General features: G+C 50.8%; 18 protein-coding genes and 1 tRNA gene. 9 read left to right on the top strand and 10 right to left on the bottom strand.

The features are described from left to right. Positions 1-99: 99 nt before the first annotated feature. Together OGV94_RS16160 and OGV94_RS16155 are read left to right on the top strand one after the other, a co-directional pair. Positions 100-309, top strand: a complete 210-nt coding sequence (locus OGV94_RS16160; RefSeq protein WP_047412863.1) for a PcoE/SilE family metal-binding protein — start codon at positions 100-102, stop codon at positions 307-309. An 83-nt stretch (positions 310-392) separates the two neighbouring features. After that, a complete protein-coding gene (locus OGV94_RS16155; RefSeq protein WP_047412866.1) occupies positions 393-1,196 on the top strand; it encodes an MBL fold metallo-hydrolase in 804 nt (267 codons plus the stop codon). Between the two features lie 68 nt (positions 1,197-1,264). Here OGV94_RS16155 and OGV94_RS16150 read toward each other — a convergent pair whose 3' ends face one another. Then, positions 1,265-3,709: a trimethylamine-N-oxide reductase 2 gene (locus OGV94_RS16150; protein ID WP_043015495.1), complete on the bottom strand. Its 2,445-nt coding sequence runs from the start codon at positions 3,707-3,709 to the stop codon at positions 1,265-1,267. Between the two features lie 20 nt (positions 3,710-3,729). Further along, complete coding sequence (locus OGV94_RS16145; protein WP_043015494.1) at positions 3,730-4,824, bottom strand: NapC/NirT family cytochrome c; 1,095 nt, start codon at positions 4,822-4,824, stop codon at positions 3,730-3,732. 528 nt (positions 4,825-5,352) lie between these two features. Between OGV94_RS16145 and uspF the strand changes: the two genes are divergently transcribed. Then, positions 5,353-5,781, top strand: coding sequence for a universal stress protein UspF (gene uspF, locus OGV94_RS16140; RefSeq protein WP_003021923.1), 429 nt, complete (start codon positions 5,353-5,355; stop codon positions 5,779-5,781). A 54-nt stretch (positions 5,782-5,835) separates the two neighbouring features. On the opposite strand, the gene torD is transcribed toward uspF, so the two are convergent. From torD to torC, 3 genes are read right to left on the bottom strand one after another with little or no spacing between them, the layout of a single operon-like run. Beyond that, positions 5,836-6,450 (bottom strand): molecular chaperone TorD, encoded by a 615-nt coding sequence (gene torD / locus OGV94_RS16135; RefSeq protein ID WP_080625590.1) that lies wholly within the window; start codon positions 6,448-6,450, stop codon positions 5,836-5,838. Continuing rightward, a complete protein-coding gene (gene torA, locus OGV94_RS16130; protein WP_080625591.1) occupies positions 6,447-8,987 on the bottom strand; it encodes a trimethylamine-N-oxide reductase TorA in 2,541 nt (846 codons plus the stop codon). Before torA ends, torD begins: the two co-directional genes overlap by 4 nt. After that, positions 8,977-10,155, bottom strand: coding sequence for a pentaheme c-type cytochrome TorC (gene torC, locus OGV94_RS16125; RefSeq protein ID WP_043015490.1), 1,179 nt, complete (start codon positions 10,153-10,155; stop codon positions 8,977-8,979). Before torC ends, torA begins: the two co-directional genes overlap by 11 nt. 131 nt (positions 10,156-10,286) lie before the next feature. Between torC and torR the strand changes: the two genes are divergently transcribed. Beyond that, on the top strand, positions 10,287-10,979 hold the full coding sequence (gene torR / locus OGV94_RS16120; protein WP_080625592.1) for a two-component system response regulator TorR: 693 nt from the start codon (positions 10,287-10,289) through the stop codon (positions 10,977-10,979). On the opposite strand, the gene torT is transcribed toward torR, so the two are convergent. Further along, positions 10,952-11,983, bottom strand: a complete 1,032-nt coding sequence (gene torT, locus OGV94_RS16115) for a TMAO reductase system periplasmic protein TorT (protein WP_043015488.1) — start codon at positions 11,981-11,983, stop codon at positions 10,952-10,954. The two genes, torR and torT, sit on opposite strands and share 28 nt — an antisense overlap. Before the next feature lie 82 nt (positions 11,984-12,065). Between torT and torS the strand changes: the two genes are divergently transcribed. Beyond that, the gene (gene torS, locus OGV94_RS16110; protein WP_213733174.1) at positions 12,066-14,852 is read left to right on the top strand and encodes a TMAO reductase system sensor histidine kinase/response regulator TorS; all 2,787 of its coding nucleotides are present in this window, start codon (positions 12,066-12,068) and stop codon (positions 14,850-14,852) included. 8 nt (positions 14,853-14,860) lie between these two features. On the opposite strand, the gene OGV94_RS16105 is transcribed toward torS, so the two are convergent. Together OGV94_RS16105 and OGV94_RS16100 are read right to left on the bottom strand one after the other, a co-directional pair. Continuing rightward, positions 14,861-14,937, bottom strand: a tRNA-Arg gene (locus OGV94_RS16105). A 39-nt stretch (positions 14,938-14,976) separates the two neighbouring features. Beyond that, complete coding sequence (locus tag OGV94_RS16100) at positions 14,977-15,156, bottom strand: hypothetical protein (protein ID WP_043015487.1); 180 nt, start codon at positions 15,154-15,156, stop codon at positions 14,977-14,979. A 37-nt stretch (positions 15,157-15,193) separates the two neighbouring features. Here OGV94_RS16100 and fimW point away from each other — a divergent pair, with 37 nt between their 5' ends. From fimW to fimZ, 4 genes are all read left to right on the top strand, one after another. Continuing rightward, the gene (fimW, locus tag OGV94_RS16095; protein ID WP_043015486.1) at positions 15,194-15,787 is read left to right on the top strand and encodes a fimbria biosynthesis transcriptional regulator FimW; all 594 of its coding nucleotides are present in this window, start codon (positions 15,194-15,196) and stop codon (positions 15,785-15,787) included. A gap of 231 nt (positions 15,788-16,018) precedes the next feature. After that, positions 16,019-16,222: a hypothetical protein gene (locus OGV94_RS16090; protein ID WP_181634008.1), complete on the top strand. Its 204-nt coding sequence runs from the start codon at positions 16,019-16,021 to the stop codon at positions 16,220-16,222. Beyond that, positions 16,173-16,895, top strand: a complete 723-nt coding sequence (gene fimY, locus OGV94_RS16085) for a fimbria biosynthesis regulator FimY (RefSeq protein WP_043015485.1) — start codon at positions 16,173-16,175, stop codon at positions 16,893-16,895. Before OGV94_RS16090 ends, fimY begins: the two co-directional genes overlap by 50 nt. Before the next feature lie 587 nt (positions 16,896-17,482). Next, entirely contained in the window at positions 17,483-18,115 is a 633-nt protein-coding gene (fimZ, locus tag OGV94_RS16080) for a fimbria biosynthesis transcriptional regulator FimZ (protein WP_043015484.1), read from the top strand. A 49-nt stretch (positions 18,116-18,164) separates the two neighbouring features. Here the strand turns inward: fimZ and sfmF are convergent, their stop codons facing one another. Further along, entirely contained in the window at positions 18,165-18,659 is a 495-nt protein-coding gene (gene sfmF, locus OGV94_RS16075) for a fimbria assembly protein (RefSeq protein ID WP_087051608.1), read from the bottom strand. A 34-nt stretch (positions 18,660-18,693) separates the two neighbouring features. Then, the gene (gene fimH, locus OGV94_RS16070; RefSeq protein WP_043015482.1) at positions 18,694-19,701 is read right to left on the bottom strand and encodes a type 1 fimbria D-mannose specific adhesin FimH; all 1,008 of its coding nucleotides are present in this window, start codon (positions 19,699-19,701) and stop codon (positions 18,694-18,696) included. Positions 19,702-19,703: the final 2 nt, after the last annotated feature.

Genomic DNA, 19,703 nt, shown 5'->3' with positions numbered 1-19,703 from the left:
CATCACCTGTTGTCTGACACAACCGTCATAATTCAGTCACGCCGCTGACCGACCTCGCCAATTATAATTTCTTCCGTAAACCCATACAGGAGAAATATGATGAATAAGATGTCCTCTTTTTTAGCTATCGCGTTTTTTATTTCAGCTGGCGTTAATGCGGCAGAGACGTCACCCCATGCACAATCATTTTCACAAATGAATGAACATGAAAAGGCAATGGTAGTACATCAGTCGACAAATAATGCTCATTCCTATGCCCATGAGCAGCAGGCGGAAAAACACCGTGCGCAGGCAAGCTCTACACGATAACGGATAACGCCAAAGGGCGCTGCGATCACAGCGCTCTCAAAAGCCATGCATTACAGTATGCCGTTTGAATTCTGGAGACAGGTATGGCTTTAACCCTCACGGTATTGCTTGAAAACCGGCGTGCGGCGGGCGCGGATAAATCATTACGGGCAAAGCCTGGGTTAAGTCTGTTAGTTCAGGATGAAACCACCAGTATACTGTTTGATACCGGGCCGGACGACAGCTACATACTTAACGCCGCGCAAATGGGCGTAGACCTGACGCAATTGACCGCCGTGGTACTGTCGCACGGCCATTACGATCACTGCGGCGGCGTGCCGTGGCTTGCGGATAACAGCCGTATCATTTGCCATCCCCAAATAGCCTGCGAGCGGTACGCTTCAATAACCCTGGCAGGAACGACAAGGAAAATAAAAAAACTCTCGCGTGATAACGACTACTCTCGGCTCATCATGGAATACACCCGCGAGCCGCTGGCTATCAGCGAGCGCTTTTTGTGGTCCGGGGAAATCAGTGTCCCCACTCCGCAGGCCTATGGTGTTATTAGTAAGGAGACGCCCCAACCGGATTACATCAGCGATGAAGGCGTATTGATATATAAATCGGAGCGCGGGTTAGTCATCATTACCGGATGCGGGCATCGGGGAATAGAGAATATCGTACGCCATTGCCAGAACATTACCGGCATTAATCAAATTTACGCCCTCGTCGGTGGATTTCATTTACGTGCCGCCTCCCCCGCTAAGCTATGGCGAACCCGACAATTTATTAAGCAACAGCAACCCGAAAAACTACTCGGCTGTCATTGCACCGGTTCGTGGGGGCGATTATGGCTACCGGGAACTGACGCCCCGGCAACGGGAGATGTAATTGTGCTGGCAGAGTAACGACAGTAAACATGGCCAAAACAGCAATAAAAAACGGGAACCTCGCGGCTCCCGTTTATCAGCCTTCGTTACATAGTGACAATGGCTGGCTCATCAAAGACGGTGAGTTTTGGCGCTTCACCGGTGAATTTTTCTGCGTATACCAGACTGGTATTCCCCGCACAGCCATTCGCCAGCCTTGAAGTCGGGATATCTGCCGTCAGTACGTTCGCGCCGCCATTTTTACAGATACCGTTTTCAATATCCGGCCATGCACCTTCATGGATACAGATAATTCCCGGTTTAATGCCGTCACTAACGTGCGCCCCCACCAGCACCTGCCCACGCGCATTCCATACGCGGACCAGATCGCCTTCGGCAATCCCTCTGGCTTTCGCGTCATCCGGGTGAATGGTAACCGGCTCGCGATTGGCAATAGCGTACTCTTTGCGCAGCGACGCGTAGTTCAACTGGCTATGCAGACGATGCGCCGGGTGCGCAGTCAGCAGTTGCAGTTGATCTTTATCCGCAGTTCCTTTCCATTCATCGGGTTCAATCCATGACGCATGCGGCGGACAATCTTTATATTGATAGCCTTCAATCGTTTTCGAGTAGATTTCTATCTTACCGCTCGGCGTTCCCAGCGCATTCATCACCGGATCGCTGCGGAAATCCGCGTAGCGCACATATTTGTTATTCTTTTCATTCTCACGCATTTCGATCAGTTTATTCTGCTGCCAGAACGCGTTGAACTGAGGCATAGCGACACGTTGGGCGCGGGCGGCTTTTTGCGCGGCATCATAGAACTGCTTCAGCCACGCCATTTCGTCTTTGCCTTCGGTGTAGACCGCCTTACCTCCCGGCTTGAGCATCTCAGCCAGATCGGCAAATACGTCAAAATCGCTGCGGGATTCAAACTGCGGCGCGATGACCTGCTTCATCGGCACCAGGTGTTGGTTACTGTAATCACCGGTCATGGTCAGATCGTTACGCTCAAACGAGGTGGTGATCGGCAGGACTATATCAGCGTGTTTAGCCGCTGCGGTCCAGTAGCACTCAGAGATGACAACCAGTTCAGGCTTCTGCCAGGCTGTAATTAAGCGGTTAGTATCCTGATGATGGGTAAAGTTAGCACCGCCCGCCCACCAGATCATTTTGATATCCGGGAAGGTTTGCTCTTTACCATTATGCTGATATTTACCGCCTGGGTTTTCCAGCGCTTCAACAATTCGCGCTACCGGCAGGCTGGTTACCGCATCGGAAACCGCCCAGTCGTTACCCGCTGATGACCCCCCCTCAATTTTGGCGGAAATTGCTGGCAATACCCCACCCGTGCGCGTTGGGTTACCGCCGTTGGAATAATGATACGAGAATCCAAAGCCGCCGCCTTCGGTACCAATTTGCCCCAGCATCGCCGCCAGAGTCACCAGCATCCAGTGTTTTTGCTCACCATATTGCTGGCGCTGAATCCCCCAACCTGCCATGAGCATGGTTTTATTGCTGGAGAAAATTTCCGCCAGTTTTTCCAGTTGCTCAGCAGGCACGCCGCACACGCCGGAAGCCCACTCGGCGGTTTTCTCTATTTTATCGCTCTTGCCGAGCAAGTATTCCTCAAACTGCGGATAACCGGTGGTGTATTTTTCCAGGAAGGCTTTGTCATGGAGATTTTTCTTCACCAGCGTATGGGCGATCCCTAACATCATCGCCACATCGGTCCCCATATGTGGCGCAATCCAGGTGGCATTATCACCAAAGAACTCAATGGTTTCAGAACGCATTGGATCGATGGCGATAACGCTTTTTCCTGATTTTTTCAGCAGATTAAAGTATTCAATCCCCTGTTCATCCGTGCTGCTCCAGGCAATTTTGAGGGTGTTGAGCGGGTTCATCCCCCACAGCACCACGACCTGACTGTGCTCAAGCACCATCGGCCAGGTGGTTTGCTGCTCATAGACTTCAACCGATCCCACGACATAAGGCATGATCACCTGCGCCGCCCCGGTAGAATAATCTCCGGTATGACCGGCGTAGCCACCGGCCATGCTCATATAGCGTTGCAGTAAGGTTTGCGCCTTATGCAGAACGCCGCTGGAGCGCCAGCCATAGGAACCGGCAAATATTGAGGACGGCCCATAGCTGCTACGGATCCGGCTATGCTGCTCATGAATGAGCTTCAGCGCCTGCTCCCAGCTCACCCGCACGAAAGGATCGTTGCCACGTTTACCATCCGCTTTACCCGGGTTTTCCAGATAGCTTTTGCGCACCATCGGATATTTAACGCGGATATTGGTATGAACCTGATCCGGCGCGGTTTGCTGTAACGAGTTCGGCACCGTTTTCGGTAATGCCCCTTTTGAGGAAACCACTTTGCCGTCTTTTACTTCCACGTATACCGCACCCCAACGTGCAGCCGTCAGAATCGCTCCGCCATTTTGGCCTTCGGCCCAGGCTGGCATTGGGATCACCGAAGAAATCGCCATTGTCCCGGTTGCCGCGCCAGCCGTCTTGATAAAGTCACGTCTTGTGAGTTTCATGATTTCTCCTGATTTATCGCTTATTTGTTCATGTCTTTAGCGTTGTACTGGAAGTAACGGCTCAGGATATCCAGTTCGGTTTCACTGATATTGGTGCGAGCGCCCATCCCTTTCGCTACTGAAGGCCAGGCGTTGAGCGTAAAATGATTCGCCGGAATTGGCGCATGGCAGCCCGCGCAATACACATTGTCGAGTTTGCGTGCGTAATCCCACATGGGTTCGCGGCTGGCGAGAGCGGAACCGCTCCATTCACCCTGCAGTACCACATCTCGCCACGCATTGCCGTAATCATCTTTTTTCCAGTCGGAGAGGATTTTCAGCGACTGCTGACCTTTTTCACTCAGGCTGGCAAGAATCAAACGCTGTCCTGCCGCGTAGTAAATGACCTGTTCACTTCCCTGCATCTGGCTCCCGCGAATCTCGACCTGTCGCGTATTGTCCGTTGATTTCAGGACCTGCATTTTTGTTGCCGGGTAAACGGTTCCCAAATCGCCAAGCGCGGTGTTGCTTACGGCATAAAGCTCAGTTGCCGAGGCAGGAGTGGAGGCTGACTGTGCTTCAAGCCCTTTGAGCGCGCTGTCATCCATTTTTACTTCAGGTGGGAAATGGGCGACGCCTTTGTGGCAATCAATACAGGTTTGCTTTTCCGCGATGCCCATTTTGTGCATTTTCTGCGCATCTGCGCTTTGTGCGGCAAGATCCATCGCGTCCATGCTGTGACAGCTACGGCAGGTCGCAGAATCACTCGCCTTGAGCTGTGCCCAGACGGTTTGCGCCATCTCCAGACGGTGTTCTTCAAATTTTTCCGGAGTATCGATTTTTTTGGTTATGAACTGATGATAAACATCTTTTGAGGCCCGCAGTTTAGCCACCAGATAATCCAGGCCGCCTTGCGGGATATGACAATCCGCGCACTCTGCACGAATCCCTTTTTGATTCTGAAAGTGAACCGAACCGGTATATTCCTCATAGGGGGCCTGCATTGTATGGCACGATAAACAGAATTCCGTGCTTGACGTTTTGTGCAAGGTCCATTGCCCTGCCAAAACGATAACAGCCCCAAGAACAATGGACAGCAGCATCGTCCAGAGGATGGTTTTATTTATTTTTCTCATCTTTTATTCCCACAAGACGAATACTCTTTAATGGGTAGACAATAATTACCCTAACGCGGTTACTTATTGATATTCATCAAACACAGAGGGAAATGAGAATCAGCATGCGGGTAAGTTTGAAGGGGCTCGCATAATTAATGAGAACGAAATGTAAATATCAAATTTCGTTTAAAATCAGAATTTTAAACCAAGTATAAGGTTGGATTAACTATTAATTTAATAAATATCAGAATAAAAGTTTGATAAATGTTAAAAGCTGCTGAAATTAACCCTTTGGTGACACACGTTATATAATTAAATATATAATGAAAACACATAAAAAAGAATCCTTTTCTGTTTTTTGATTACACGTATTAATGAAGATATCTGTCTTGCAGTGTTGCTCAGATATACATTTATGAGCAGACTTGCGACACACGCCTTTCATTGACGCGCATTTATGCACGTAACCTTGATCTGGTCACTTATTATACAGAGCCAACTTTCGCTACACTCAGGGTAGAGGTAAACAAACAGGAGGTAGTGAATATGTATCGCTCAATTCTGGTGCCCATTGATATCTCTGAAACCGATTTAACCCGCCATGTTGTTCCCCAGGTCCAGGCGCATGCCAAAACCGCTAAGGTCCACTTTTTAGCCGTTATTCCTACCGTTCCGTTTTATGCCTCGCTGGGGCTGGCCTACTCTACCGAATTTCCGGACAGAAGTGGTCTGCAGGCCAAGGCCAGCGAAAAACTCGAAGAAATTATTAAGCAGTTCAATATTCCTGCTGGCAGGAGTCAGACTCATGTCGTTTATGGCCCGCCGAAGGACCAGATCCTCAAGCTGGCGGAAGCGGTTGACGCCGAGCTTATTGTCATCGCCTCACATAAGCCCGGTTTTAGCACATATCTGCTGGGGTCAACGGCGGCAGCCGTCGTACGCCACGCGAAATGCCCGGTGCTGGTTGTGCGGTGATAGGGTTAAAATGGGAGCGAATTTGCTCCCGTTTTTTGTGGCTTAGGCCATCACTCAGTTCTGATTATCCAGTCTGACCAACGCCAGCAACAGCTGACTCAGCGCGCCGTAGAAACCAAAGTCATCATAGCGGCGGCATTTGGCGGTGAACGTCGGTAACCAGCGTAACAGCCCCACCAGCGTTTCTCTGCGCAGTGCATCAATACGCTGGCGGCTAAGCCCGGACTCTCCGAGAGAAAAATGCAGATGGCTTAACAGTTCGATAAAAATCGCCAGATGATCGGCTGACTCGCTAAACGTATCGCTTACCTGCATGCCCGCATCAGATAACAATTGTTTAATAACTCCGTAATTCTGCCCGCCTTCCAGATGAGCCGACGCATAGGGTAACGCCGCATGTTTGTCCGACATCAGAAACAGGCTGCAAAAATCAGCTGCCAGTTCCAGGGTAGCGTCTTCGCGCACCTGAAGCGCAGCAATTTTCTCCTCCAGCAAAAGAACTTCCGCCTCAAGCGACGGTTCATCTTTTAGCACCGCGAACCACTCAGCCATTTCGCTGGCCTGTAAAAGCGCCAGGCTTTGGTCGTCACGCTCCCGGGAAAACAACTGCGCCAGCCAGGCGTAAACGCAGGCTATCTGTTCTGTGGTCAGGGAAGAGCGTTTCATCATGACGTCACCTTCTCTGCCGGGACATATTCGCACTGCGCCACCATTTTTATCGGGCCGCTGAACGCCGTCACGTTATCCACTTTGCCGGTATATTTCTCAATTTCCACCAGCGTAGTATGGGCGCTGGTTGCCTGCGCCAGTTGAGACGTGCCGATATCTAACGTTAACACGTTCGGATTGCCGTATTTACACAGCGCCCCGGTTTCTCCACCGTTGTCAGGATCGTACCAGGCACCTTCGTGAATACGCGCCACGCCCGGAGTGTAAAGATCGGAGACAACCGCTCCGGCCAGTACTTGTCCACGTGCGTTAAACACACGGACAATATCACCGTTGCGAATCCCCCTTGCGCTGGCATCCTGCGGGTTGATAAATACCGGCTCTTTACCACTTACCGCATAATGTTTACGTAGCGCTTCAGATTCACAAAGCTGCGAGTGCAGACGGAAATCCGGGTGAACCGATTGCAGATGCAGCGGCCAACGCTGCGACCCCGGCCCACCGTGGGAACGTTCGATTTTCTCAAACCACATCGGATGCCCCTGGCAGTCGTCATACTGCATATCGGCAATCGTTTTTGAGAAAATCTCGATCAAACCACTCGGCGTACCCAACGGCTCAAGATCGGGATCTTCGCGGAAGGCCTGATGACGAACAAACATCTGTGGATGTTCGAATTCAACATACTCCTGCTGATTCCAGAAAACGTCAAAAGCCGGGAGATGAACCCCGCGCCCTTTCCCCTGCTGGCTACCTTCCTGCCAGATCCGTTTCAACCAACCCATCTCATCCAGCCCTTCGGTGAAGGCTTCTTCACGATTAAAGCGGCGGCAAAGATCGCGGAAAATATCGAAATCATTACGCGCTTCAAACTGCGGCTGCACCAGCTGTTTCATAGCGATAATGCCGCGGTTAGAGTGGTTGCCATACTGGTCGAGATCGTTACGCTCAAACTGGGTCGTTGCGGGCAAGACGATATCGGCGAATCGACAGGTCGACGTCCACTGATTATCGATGGCGATAACGGTTTCCAGCTTACGCCAGCCTTCAATAATACGGTTGATCTGCTGGTGACGATGGAAAGGGTTAGTCCCGGCAAAAACGCACATCTTTAACGGCGGCAGCTTGACGGTTTTTCCGTTCCAGTTAATTTTTTTGCCCGGTTCCAGAATCGCATCGATAAAACGTGCGATCGGAATAGTGCTGCTGTAGCCCTTAAAATCGGTGCTGTCATGTACAGGCGCAACGGTAGTGGAGCCAGAAAATCCGCTCAGGATAACGCCTTTACGCCCCGGGGTGCCTGCGCCGTTGTAGTGCCAGCCAAAGCCAAACCCACCGCCGGGTAAGCCGATTTGTCCAAGCATTGAGGCCAGCACCACAATCATCCATGCCCACTGCTCCCCGTGCTGCATACGCTGCACGCACCAGCCGGCAATAATCTGCGTTCTGCCGCCCGCCATCTGCCGCGCCAGTTCACGAATCGTATCGGCATCAATCCCGCATATTTTTTCCGCCCACTGCGCATCTTTAGGCTGTCCGTCACTTTCGCCCAGCAAATAAGGCAGAAATTGCTCAAACCCAACGCAGTAGTTATCAAGAAAATGCTTATCGTAGAGCTTCTCGGTAAAGAGCGTGTGCGCCAGCGCCAGCTGTAGCGGCACATCAGCCTGCGGGTTCACGGCGATGTGCTTAACCTTGTCGCGGCCCAGATAGTCGTGAGTCGAGGTGATGACCGGATCAACGCTGATAACCGAGATCTCGCCGCGCGCCACTTTGTCCTTCAGTTGCTCGTAGTATTCATAGACATCATGATCCGGACACCACCAGTTCGCCTGCTGATTTTTAATCAGGTCGGAACCCCACAGCACAATCGTTTTGCTATTTTTCAGTACCAGCGGCCAGGAAGTCTGCTGTTCATATACCTCCATTGACCCGACCACGCGCGGCAGGATCACCTGAGCAGCACCGGTGGAATAGTCGCCCCCGGTACCCACGCTGTTGCCATGCAGCGCAATGGCGCGCGCCAGCATCCCGGAAGCATTATGGAACATGCCGGTTGATTGCCAGCCGCTGGCCGTCAGCAGCGCGCTCGGACCATAGGTCTTCTGAATGCGCTCCAGCTCCTGATAGAAGAAGTCCAGCGCTTCATCCCACGAAACGCGCACAAAGCGGTTATCTCCACGCTGTGTGGTATCGCTCTGATGGCGTTTACGCAACCAGTCGACGCGGACCATGGGATAGCGAATACGCGTGCCGCCATGTACGTGATCCGGCAGTCCGGCGATCATTTTTGACGGGTATTTATCATGCTCAAACGGTTTGGCCTCAATAAAACGGCCATCAACAACAGTGGCACGGATTGCCCCCCAGTGAGAACCGGTCAGGATCCCCTCTTTGACGCCAGCTCCCTGCACCTCTGCAGCATTGGCGCTACGGGGCGTAAGCAGAGAAGGTCCCAACATACCGGCTACGGTCAAGCCGCCCAACTGCAGTAGAAAACGTCGGCGAGATGCCTGAAAGAGATCGTTATTTTTCATTGCTTTCTCCCTTATCGCCATGCGGCTTATCCGTAGTGTCAGAGGCATTCATCTGCAAATATTTCAGCAAGGTACGTTCTTCACGTTTATCCAGACTGGTAAATCCAATCATGCCGTTCAACGTGCCAATCCAGCCGTTAGCGTCAAAGTGTTCTTTCTCTGGCGCGCCGTGGCATTGGTTACAGGTTCCGTTATAGAGCGAGTCGGCATAGGCCCAGATAGGTTTGATGTCGTTGACCATATCGCCCTTTTGCATCCAGGCGGTGGCCTGCAGCTTGCTCCACTGCGTATTCGTTTCCGCGACGGTGGTTTGCTCCAGGTTTTTCACGTGCTGCTGGATGTCACCACGAATGGAGGCCACAAAAATGCGCTTGCCTGGCAGTTGCGCCAACACGCGCTGGCGTCCGTTACTCTCGGTCCAGCCCACAATTTCAATTTGCAGCCAATCACCATCACGCTTTAACACTTTTACTTCAGAGGCGGGTAGCAGTGAGCCAGCAGGTTCTTTATCACCCTTAGCGGCATAAATAGGCTTGATGTCCAGAGAGTAGAGCGTATCGCCATCGTCGTTCGCCCTGGCGCGTAACTCGTCAAACTGTTTGCGGAAACCACTGCTCATATCGGGAAGCTGGTGCGCGATACCTTTATGGCAGTCGATACAGGATTGGTTGTCCTTGGCCGCAATCTTCATCTGGCGTGCGGCTTCAGGATGCTGCTTAGCATGATCCATCGCATCATAGTTATGACAGGAGCGGCAGGTAGCAGAGTTGTTCTCTTTCATCCGCGCCCATTCTCGCTCCGCCAGCTCGGCGCGTTTGGCCTCGAATTTTTCAGGCGTATCTATAGAGTGGGCAACAAAGGTCTGATAAATATCGTTGCTTGCTTCCAGCTTACGCTTCACCATGCCCGGAATATCTGAAGGAATGTGACAGTCATGGCATTCTGCGCGCACTCCAGAGGCATTCTGAAAATGCGCGGACTGTTTATATTCTTCATAAACCGGCTGCATGCTGTGGCAGCTCACGCAAAACTCGGTAGAGCTGGTTAATTTGATGCCAACGTGCGGCAAAACGATCAGCGCGATACCGACCACAATCCCGATGACGACCAGCGCCAACACTGACCAACGTGCGCTCGGTCTGAGTAGCGCCCTCCAAAGTTTCCGCATAATAGCCCCTGTAATTATATGGTTTAGTTACAGAGGATCTTATTTCTCAAATGTGAACAGCAACACTGGTCAGGATGAATGGCTTACGGCACAATGTGAACAGATATGAACAGAAAGAGACAGCAACCAGGATGCCGCATCACATTGTAATTGTTGAAGATGAACCCGTGACCCAGGCACGGTTACAGGCTTATTTTGAACAGGAAGGTTATCATGTCTCTGTCACCGCCAGCGGAGCCGGCCTGCGTGAAATCCTGTCGCAGCACCCTGTGGATCTTATTCTGTTGGATATTAACCTCCCGGATGAAAATGGCTTAATGCTGACCCGTGCCCTGCGAGAACGTTCAACGGTAGGGATCATTCTGGTAACGGGCCGTAGTGACCAAATTGACCGTATCGTTGGCCTGGAAATGGGCGCTGATGATTATGTCACCAAGCCGCTGGAGCTACGTGAACTGGTGGTACGGGTGAAAAACTTGCTCTGGCGGATCGACCTTGCCCGTCAGGCGCAGCCGGAGGCCAAAGACAACTGCTATCAGTTTGCCGGGTATTGTCTGAATGTCTCTCGTCATACCCTGGAACTGGGTGAAGAGGCGATCAAACTCACCCGCGCCGAATATGAAATGCTGGTCGCTTTTGTCACCAATCCGGGGGAGATTCTCAGCCGCGAACGTTTACTGCGCATGCTTTCGGCACGACGGGTGGACAATCCAGACTTACGCACCGTAGATGTGCTGATCCGCCGTTTACGCCACAAGCTACGAGCGGATTTACTGGTGACGCAGCATGGGGAAGGCTATTTTTTAGCGGCTGATGTGTACTGATACAGATAAACAGGACGGAATCCGCCGGGTGACAGCGAGCACTTAACATGCTGGCTGTCGGCATTTTTCGGGGTGAGCACCAGGATCGGTGGGCTGATATTTTCCGACACCGGTTGCCCTTGTAATATCCTGATAGCCTGCTGAATCGCCAGTTCACCTTGCCAGACCATCTGATCGCTGGCAGCCATTATGATTCTTTCGCGTTTAAGCCCGCGATACACCTGGTGCGACAGATAAAAAGAGACTACGGTTAGCGGCGTGCCCTGATTCCGCGTCTCCCCCATGGCGGCTTCCGCAGCAATTGCCGTACCGGCCACTACGTCAACATCCGGGTGACGCTCAAGCATCTCCTGCAACAGGTTGCGCTGAACTTCAATATCATTATCCCCTAACGCCACATCCACAATGTGCACCTGACTGCCGGCAATCGCCTGGCGGAATCCTTCCACCATCTCACGACTGCCTCCGGCGTCGTCAGGCCCGGGCAATAATAAGACCTTTAGCGGTTTACCGCCGCTCCACTTAACCAGATAGCGACCTGGCTGATACCCCATCTGAAACCACGGAACCCCAACCCGCGCCTTTACCGTCGCGTCATGGATCGCATTCACCACCTCAATAACAGGCAGCGATCCAACCTGGGTCTGCAAATCTGGAAAAGTCGTCGTGCTGCTGCCTAACAAAATGGCATCCGCGCCCCATTGCTGGCACTGAGCGATTTGAGATTTTTGCATGTTTAACTGACGATACCCTCCCGCTTCAAGCACCTTCAGGCTCACTCCGTATTTTTTCGCCGCCTCAAGCATGCCGTAATTTACGGAAAGCCAGTAAGAATCCTTCAGGCTGGGATACAGCGCGCACAGTTTCCAGATTTTGTTTGCAGTAACGTCCGTTTGCGGCGCCGGGACAGCCTGCTGGCTATCCTGCCAGCGCAGTAGTGCGGGCACGGTCGCGTGACCCAGACCGGGAAAAAGCGTGATAAGCAGGAAAACCAATACGCGCATGATAGCCTCATCATTGATAAGGCTTTATCCTAGTTGCTTTCCTCTTTTCGACTCAACCTTTTTAATCTGTGGCGACCAGACAGTGAATTTATCTCTGACCAAACGACTGTGGATAGGCTTTGCGCTGATGGCGGCGCTGACCCTCATGAGTACGCTGGTAGGCTGGTATAACCTGCGTTTTGTCAGCCAGGTTGAGCAGGCCAATACCCAGGCGCTGATCCCGACCATGGACATGGCGCGCCAGCTCAGCGAAGCCAGCGCCTGGGAACTGTTTTCCGCGCAGAATCTGACCACCGCAGATAATGAAAATATGTGGCTGGCTCAGGGGCGTATGTTAACCGCCCAAAGTCTGAAAATAACCGCATTACTGAAAACTCTTCGCGAACAGGGCTTTGATACTTCGGCCATTGAACAACAGGAAAAAGAGATCGCCCAGTCGTTAAGCCATCAGGGGGAAATGGTTGGCGAACGGCTGAAACTGCGCGAGCAACAGCAACAACTCAGCCAACAACTTGTTGAGGCTACCGCCAACGTTGCCGAAATGGCGCGCGGGCAGGCCAGTAATGCCGCCACCTCGGCGGGCGCTACGCAGGCAAGCATTTATGATTTAATTGAAAGCCATCAGGGGCAGGCGGCTGAACACGCTCTCGACAGGCTTATCGATATTGATCTTGAATATTATAACCAGATGAATGAGCTGCGCCTGAGCGCGCTACGCGTGCAGCAAATGGTGATGAATCTGGGGAATAACCAGGCGCAGAATAACCTGGCAGCGCTGGAAAACCTGCTGAATGCCGCCGTCAGAGTGCTTCACCGCCGGCAAATACGCATTGAAGATCCGGTGATACGCGCTCAGGTTGCCGACGCAGTAAATTCAATTAGCCGTTATGTCGATCTGCTGGCCCTGTATCGTCAGGACAATGACATTACTACCCGCTTACAGATCTTATCGCAAAACAATATCGAGCAATTTACCCGTTTCAGTAGCGAAGTCAGTCAGTTGGTGGGAATCATCGGCCAACGCAATCAGACCGGGCTGGCGCATCTCAAACAGGCCAGCCAGCGCGGGCAAACGCTGCTGCTGCTGTTAGGTGCGGTATCATTATGCTTGTTAATTCTCATTCTTTGGCGCGTGGTTTACCGCTCGGTCACGCGTCCGTTGGCGCAGCAAACCCAGGCGTTACAGCGTCTGCTTGAAGGTGATATCGACTCCCCATTTCCGGAAACCGCAGGCGTTCGCGAACTGGACACCATTGGGCGGTTGATGGATGCCTTTCGCGCCAGCGTTCACGCCCTGAATAGCCACCGCGAACATTTGGCCGCTCAGGTTAAAGCACGCACCGCCGAGCTGCGGTCGATGGTGTCTGAACATCGGCTGGCGCGTGCGGAAGCCGAAAAAGCTAACCAGGCAAAATCGGCGTTTCTTGCCGCCATGAGCCATGAAATACGCACCCCGCTATACGGAATCCTCGGCACTGCGCAGTTGCTCTCAGACAATCCCGCACTGGCGCAGCATCAGGAGAATCTGCGCGCAATCACCGACTCTGGCGAGTCTCTGCTGACCATCCTCAACGATATTCTTGACTATTCCGCCATCGAAGCGGGCGGAAAAAATGTGGCCATCGGTGATGAACCCTTTGAGCCCAGGCCATTGCTGGAAAGTACGCTTCAGCTCATGCACAGTCGCGTTGCGGGTCGCCCGGTCGCATTGATTATGGATTTTGCCGACGACGTACCCGACTCCTTACGCGGCGATCCGCGCCGCATCCGGCAAATCATAACTAACTTATTAAACAACGCACTGCGCTTTACCGATCGGGGGCACATCATCCTGCGTAGTCGGTGTGAAGGCCAGGATTGGTACATTGAGGTTGAGGACACGGGATGCGGGATTGATCCTGCCCGTCAGGGCGACATTTTTCAGCCGTTTGTTCAGGTAAGCGGTAAACGTGGGGGAACCGGGCTTGGACTCACCATCAGCGCCAGCCTCGCGCAGGCGATGCAGGGAGAACTCAGCGTCACCAGCACACCAGGGGTAGGAAGCTGCTTTCGTTTGCGTCTGCCATTACGGGCTGGCGCGATGCCGGTAGCGAAATCCGTTCCACGAGCGATATCATTACAGGGTTTACGCATACTGCTTATCGAGGATAACCCTCTCACGCAGCGCATCAGCACAGAAATGCTCACCCTCAATGGCGCACAGGTTACCGCTGCTGACAATGCCGCTGCGGCACTAACCATACTGCAGCAAGACGCCCATTATGATGCCGCCCTGGTTGATTTCGATCTTCCGGATATCGACGGCATCACGCTGGCGCAGCAGTTAACCTGCGCATACCCAATGCTAAATCTGATAGGCTTTAGCGCGCACGTCATCGACGAAACGCTAAACCAAAGAACCAGTACCCTGTTTCTCGGCGTTATTCAAAAACCGGTTCCCCGGGATGAACTCAGTCGGTTAATTATGCATTATTTGCACGGTTACGCGCCTCTCCCGGTTGCATCAGAAAATGACAACAAACGGTTAGATACCCAGCAATTAGCCGGAGATGTTCAGCTAATGGGATGGCAAAAGGTACACGAATGGTTAGCGCTCTTTAAGCAACATACCCTTCCTGTATTAGATGAGATTGATAATGCGCGAGCAGCACACGATCGCGAGAAGATAAAACGTCTGGCGCATCAGCTAAAAAGCAGTTGCGCCAGCATGGGAATGCGTTCTGCCAGCAGCGTGTGTGCCGCACTTGAACAACAGCCGTTAGCTGATTTTTCACTCAGGGAGGAGGTACAACTCAGTCTTAAGGAAGTGGAAACGTGGTTGGAAAAGGAAAATTCATCGCAATTCGCTGAAGCTGGACATCTGAAGTGATGTTGAGATGGTACGCCCTGTAGGATTCGAACCTACGACCTACGGCTTAGAAGGCCGTTGCTCTATCCAACTGAGCTAAGGGCGCATTGCGAAGTGATTACTTCATGCAGATGAAACGCGTGAATTATACGGTCAGCGCTTGCTGAGTCAATGCCTTTTGTTTCGGTTGCTGGCGAAGTGTACGAATGTTGATTTTTTCTGCTCGTTCAAGGGTATCCAGGAAATCACCTGGTAACAACTCAGCCCGCAAAACGTCAGATTTAGGGATACATGTATTTAGAATATTTATGATTTTGCTTAACATTCCTTTATCCCCTCTCCCGTGGTTCAGGAACTCTTTAATGTTAAGTATCGCCATCAAGGAAGAAAACAGTCACTTCGAACATGGACTGAAAATCATCATCTCCCATCTGGCAAATCAATGGCACCAGGAGATTTGCTTTTTACCCGTCGAAGATATCGATCGCGCTGACATCGCGTTTATCTCCCTGGATGAAGATTGGCTCAGCGCCGATTGCTACCAGGTTCCTGTCCACACCAGGCGCCAACACCGGGTGGTCATCTGTAGCAAAAACGATAAAGATAAGCTGATGTTCCGACCCTGCTTGTACATGCTGCCACTGATTTATCGGGAAGATGACGTAGACGAGATAACCAAAAAACTGGTTCTCATCCTGCAAAAACGCGCGCTGCGCAATAGCGTGCCCGCAACTATCTGCCATTACTGCACCACTCGTAACTTTTCTATCGAAGAACGTCAGTTCTTAATGTTTCTCGCCAGTGGGTATACCTTAGCCGAAACGGCTCACCTGCTCTCGGTAAGCGATCTCCAGGCCAAAGCTACCCGCCGCAGCATTATGAAAAAGCTGCATGTGAAAAACGATCAGCAATTCTTAAGATACATCCGCGCACATCTGAACTTTCTACAAAATTAGTCGGAGTAGTTCTGCCTAATTTTTATTGAGAAATATCTCATCGTCGATTAAGTATCGGCTCCTACTGTACCTGGCTTCAGGCTGCCAGAATTATCGAGCCATACTATTTCCGGGGTAACAGAAAGACATACCCGGTAATATTTTATCTAATCTCAGAGAGAGGCTGAACTGGATAAAACAAGCTTTTGGGCATTGAGTAAGACATCAGAAAACTTCCGGCAGATTATTCTGATGGGATACGCAATTGCCAGTCTGATGATTGTTGAAGCACTGAAACCCAACGGCACAAGTAAACTCACCTTTGCGCTGGCAAAAGTTTGGTTCAGCGATGTTTGTAGTCAGCAATTTATCCAGACCTGCCGCAACAGAAATGGAATGGAAAAGGATGCACAGCGCAAAACGCCGGGACCGCTATCGCCGTATACGAAACGCTAACTGTACCTGGCAATATCCCCACTGTACCTCACAGGTATTTGACCGGCTCGAGTATCTGGCGCAAAAACTCGAATACACATTACCGGACGACACTATATCTCAGGCGATAATTACGACAGACTACTATCTGGCCTATGCGCTGAGCCGGCATTTATTTTCAGGCACTCGCACGGGGATCTTCCAGAGCGTTGAATCGGCGTTGCTCAGCATGCAAGAGCCGGTAATTAGCCAGTTAGTGATTGACATAGAAGGCTTAACAACTCCTTATTTCGATATACTTGAAGGTCTGCGTCAATTAATTAAGAAGCGTAATGACATTCAAATCTTCATAATGCTATCGAATCGCGATGAAGACCTTACCTCTTTTATTTCACTGTCTGGTCCATTTTATATCTTGTCACGCAATTTACGCCTCCCGGAGATGCGTCACGCCTTATTATATCCGGCTCTAAACTATATTCATTCCAGGCGCATAAACCAGCTCGATTGGGAGATGATTGCCTTACTTTTACAAGGTAACTCATTAAAAAAGATTGCATTGTTACAGACTCTCCCCTACCACCGCATCATCTATCGTCTGAACAAGTTGATTACGCGCCTGGGATTGCCCAGCAGGCAACGCTTCTTACATCTGATACATCGCCTCAACGTTACCTCTCCTCATTTTAATTAACACCATAACCTCCTGTCCCATAAGATTTTTTAAGAAATTACTTATTCTTGAATAAGAAAACAGATCTAATTTTTACAAAAATTTAATATTTACAACTATTCCTGGTATTATGTCTGGTGCGACTGTCACAGTAAACCTTACAGATTCTGTGCATTTCAATATAAAACCACCTTAATGCCGCCTTAACAAAACCTAAACAATTAGTTTATCATATCGTTTTTACTGTTTAAAAAAATTTTTCAATCTGCCATAACTCGAACTGCAGATAAATAATGCCAATAGCCATTAAGACACCTGGATCTTTCAGAACATCCTAACTGACATTAACAACCGGGATGTTGTAAGTCTTTTCCGAAAGAACAGAGCAGGTATAATCCCCACAGTTTCCTGATTAATTGTTAGTTTTCCCGGTGTGAAATGGATTTTCCACAAATTCATTGTTCTGCAGAAGAACAACCGAATAAACAAGGATGAAATAATATTTATTCGGCTCTCCCTCAGAACAATTCTTGGCTATTTGACAATATTATAACGCCTGATGTTTTATCAAATTCGCAAGATACGCAAACAGTTTGAGGCATACAACAATGAAACCAGCATCCGTTATCATTATGGACGAACACCCTATTGTCAGAATGTCGATAGAAGTACTACTCGAGAAAAACAGTAATATTCAAGTAGTGCTGAAAACCGATGACAGCCGTACGGCAATAGAACACCTGCGCACGCACCCGGTCGATCTTGTCATTCTGGATATTGAACTACCTGGCTCTGATGGGTTTACATTACTCAAAAGAATAAAGTCATTGCAGGAGAAAACTCGGGTACTGTTTCTGTCCTCAAAATCTGAGTCATTTTATGCCGGGCGTGCTATCAGGGCCGGTGCAAATGGTTTTGTCAGTAAACGAAAGGATCTCAATGATATCTACAATGCGGTAAAAATGATTTTATCGGGATATTCTTTTTTCCCTTCGGATACCCTTAATTTCATTAACAATATAAATGCACAGAAAGGCGTCTTGAATGACATGCCGCTCTCTAACCGCGAGGTTACCGTTTTGCGTTATCTGGCTAACGGGCTGTCCAATAAGGAAATTGCTGAGCAGTTGTTACTCAGCAATAAAACGATTAGCGCTCACAAGGCGAATATCTACTCCAAGCTCGGATTACACACCATCGTTGAGCTGATTGATTACGCAAAAATGCATGAATTAATGTAATAACACTCCCGGCGAGATGTCGTTCGGGAGTGTTTTGTCAGCACATTGATTAGTTATAGTTAATCATAAACGTGGCATCAGCCCTGGCGAGACCAGGCTGAACCCCGTCTGCTAACGCGATATAGTTGGCGAAAAAGGTCAGCGTGGCATTGCCGTTCTCATCAATCCCCACGGTCTGGCTGGCCTGTTCGAGCGGCAATCGCGTGCGATCGCTGTCATGCAATTCGATCGCCACCTTTTGCGCCATCACCGCATCATCAAGCGCCAGCAACGTCGTGCCTGGGGCCGGTGTTCCGGAAAACGTTATCGAAGCGGATCCCGGCGGGCAGCCTTCCAGCTTCAGCGTAAACGCGACCGGTTGCGTGGTCTCTCCACTGGTCTGAAGCTGCTTTGTCGGCCAGGTGCCTAGCTCCACAGACTTGTTGCTGTCGCTGGCAATTACCGCACAGGTAAAGTCCACCACGTTACCGCGCAGTTCAATATTGATTTCTCCCAGCGACGAAGCGGCATGGCACAATGAACTGAATGTCAGCAGAGACACCATTGCCAGGAGTGTCCCTGCGGAGGGCGTTTGCTTGTTAGTCATAATCCACTCGCAGATAGCCACGGGCTGTAAAGGGTCCTTCGGTGGGCTTATTGCCCGTCACGCTGACCGGCCATGCCCGAATGCCCACGCTTGCCGCGGCGTTGTCGTCCAGTTGAAACGGAATCGTGCTGGACAGGTTATTAGGCGTCAGCGGTCTGCCATTGCCGTCGGCGACAATAAAACCTAAATCTGAGTTATCAGAAACCATCATTTGCCCGGTGGCTTTCTCGGCCTCTACACGCATGGTTAAGTAGGCCTGTGCGGCGACGTTGGTGCATTTTATCGCCACCGTTTTGGTCTGCGGATTAATGCCTTCTGGCCGGTTTCCCGCCCCCGCCTTGCTAAACAGCGATGCGCCAATATCACCAAAATCAAATTCGACAATCTGTCCGGCGTTCACCTCACAGTTTTGTGGAACCTCCACCTTGCCGCTGTAGCTGATGGTGTAAACCGGCGTGCTTAACGCATCTCCGGTACTGGTCGTGACATAAACGCTGAACATCGTCTGCCGGGGGATCGGCACCATGTTAATAAACGGGCGGATCACTTTGAGTTTAAACACCAGCTTTGAATCCATTACGCCAAAAGGCTGCTGCTTAGATACGTTAGGGTGAGTCCCCATGCGGATATAATTACGCGGAGGATAAAACAACCCGGCGTAGCTGTCGGTGATGCTCATGGCCCCCAGCAGGTAGTCATTGAGCTTCAGGTACTGAAATCCACCCTCGGTACTTTGAACCGGCAGTTCAGTCACATAGCTTCTATAGGTGTAATTTACCGTTGTCCCAGCCGGACAGGTGGCATTAACGCCAACCCAGCCCGATTTTTCCGGTAACGTCACGACCTGACCCGGCTGGTTGTTGCTGCTGTTAAACACGTTCGACAGATCGTAAAAAACATCCGTTGGTGTGCCATTCGAGTTTTGGCAGACCGTCGCCCAGGACGAATGGGCCATCAGCAGTAAAGCACTTCCCAGTAACAAACCCGTTTGTCGTTTCATCG

It is taken from the genome of Citrobacter sp. Ce006 (genome assembly GCF_030336535.1).
GTDB lineage: Bacteria > Pseudomonadota > Gammaproteobacteria > Enterobacterales > Enterobacteriaceae > Citrobacter > Citrobacter europaeus.
This window is presented reverse-complemented; position numbering and strand designations above follow the sequence as displayed.

Bases quoted from the DNA above. Each gene is read 5' to 3' on its own strand.
- OGV94_RS16160 (WP_047412863.1), top strand. From the start codon at position 100: ATGAATAAGATGTCCTCTTTTTTAGCTATCGCGTTTTTTATTTCAGCT.
- OGV94_RS16155 (WP_047412866.1), top strand. From the start codon at position 393: ATGGCTTTAACCCTCACGGTATTGCTTGAAAACCGGCGTGCGGCGGGC.
- OGV94_RS16150 (WP_043015495.1), bottom strand. From the start codon at position 3,709: ATGAAACTCACAAGACGTGACTTTATCAAGACGGCTGGCGCGGCAACC.
- OGV94_RS16145 (WP_043015494.1), bottom strand. From the start codon at position 4,824: ATGAGAAAAATAAATAAAACCATCCTCTGGACGATGCTGCTGTCCATT.
- uspF (WP_003021923.1), top strand. From the start codon at position 5,353: ATGTATCGCTCAATTCTGGTGCCCATTGATATCTCTGAAACCGATTTA.
- torD (WP_080625590.1), bottom strand. From the start codon at position 6,450: ATGATGAAACGCTCTTCCCTGACCACAGAACAGATAGCCTGCGTTTAC.
- torA (WP_080625591.1), bottom strand. From the start codon at position 8,987: ATGAAAAATAACGATCTCTTTCAGGCATCTCGCCGACGTTTTCTACTG.
- torC (WP_043015490.1), bottom strand. From the start codon at position 10,155: ATGCGGAAACTTTGGAGGGCGCTACTCAGACCGAGCGCACGTTGGTCA.
- torR (WP_080625592.1), top strand. From the start codon at position 10,287: ATGCCGCATCACATTGTAATTGTTGAAGATGAACCCGTGACCCAGGCA.
- torT (WP_043015488.1), bottom strand. From the start codon at position 11,983: ATGCGCGTATTGGTTTTCCTGCTTATCACGCTTTTTCCCGGTCTGGGT.
- OGV94_RS16100 (WP_043015487.1), bottom strand. From the start codon at position 15,156: ATGTTAAGCAAAATCATAAATATTCTAAATACATGTATCCCTAAATCT.
- fimW (WP_043015486.1), top strand. From the start codon at position 15,194: ATGTTAAGTATCGCCATCAAGGAAGAAAACAGTCACTTCGAACATGGA.
- OGV94_RS16090 (WP_181634008.1), top strand. From the start codon at position 16,019: ATGGGATACGCAATTGCCAGTCTGATGATTGTTGAAGCACTGAAACCC.
- fimY (WP_043015485.1), top strand. From the start codon at position 16,173: ATGCACAGCGCAAAACGCCGGGACCGCTATCGCCGTATACGAAACGCT.
- fimZ (WP_043015484.1), top strand. From the start codon at position 17,483: ATGAAACCAGCATCCGTTATCATTATGGACGAACACCCTATTGTCAGA.
- sfmF (WP_087051608.1), bottom strand. From the start codon at position 18,659: ATGGTGTCTCTGCTGACATTCAGTTCATTGTGCCATGCCGCTTCGTCG.
- fimH (WP_043015482.1), bottom strand. From the start codon at position 19,701: ATGAAACGACAAACGGGTTTGTTACTGGGAAGTGCTTTACTGCTGATG.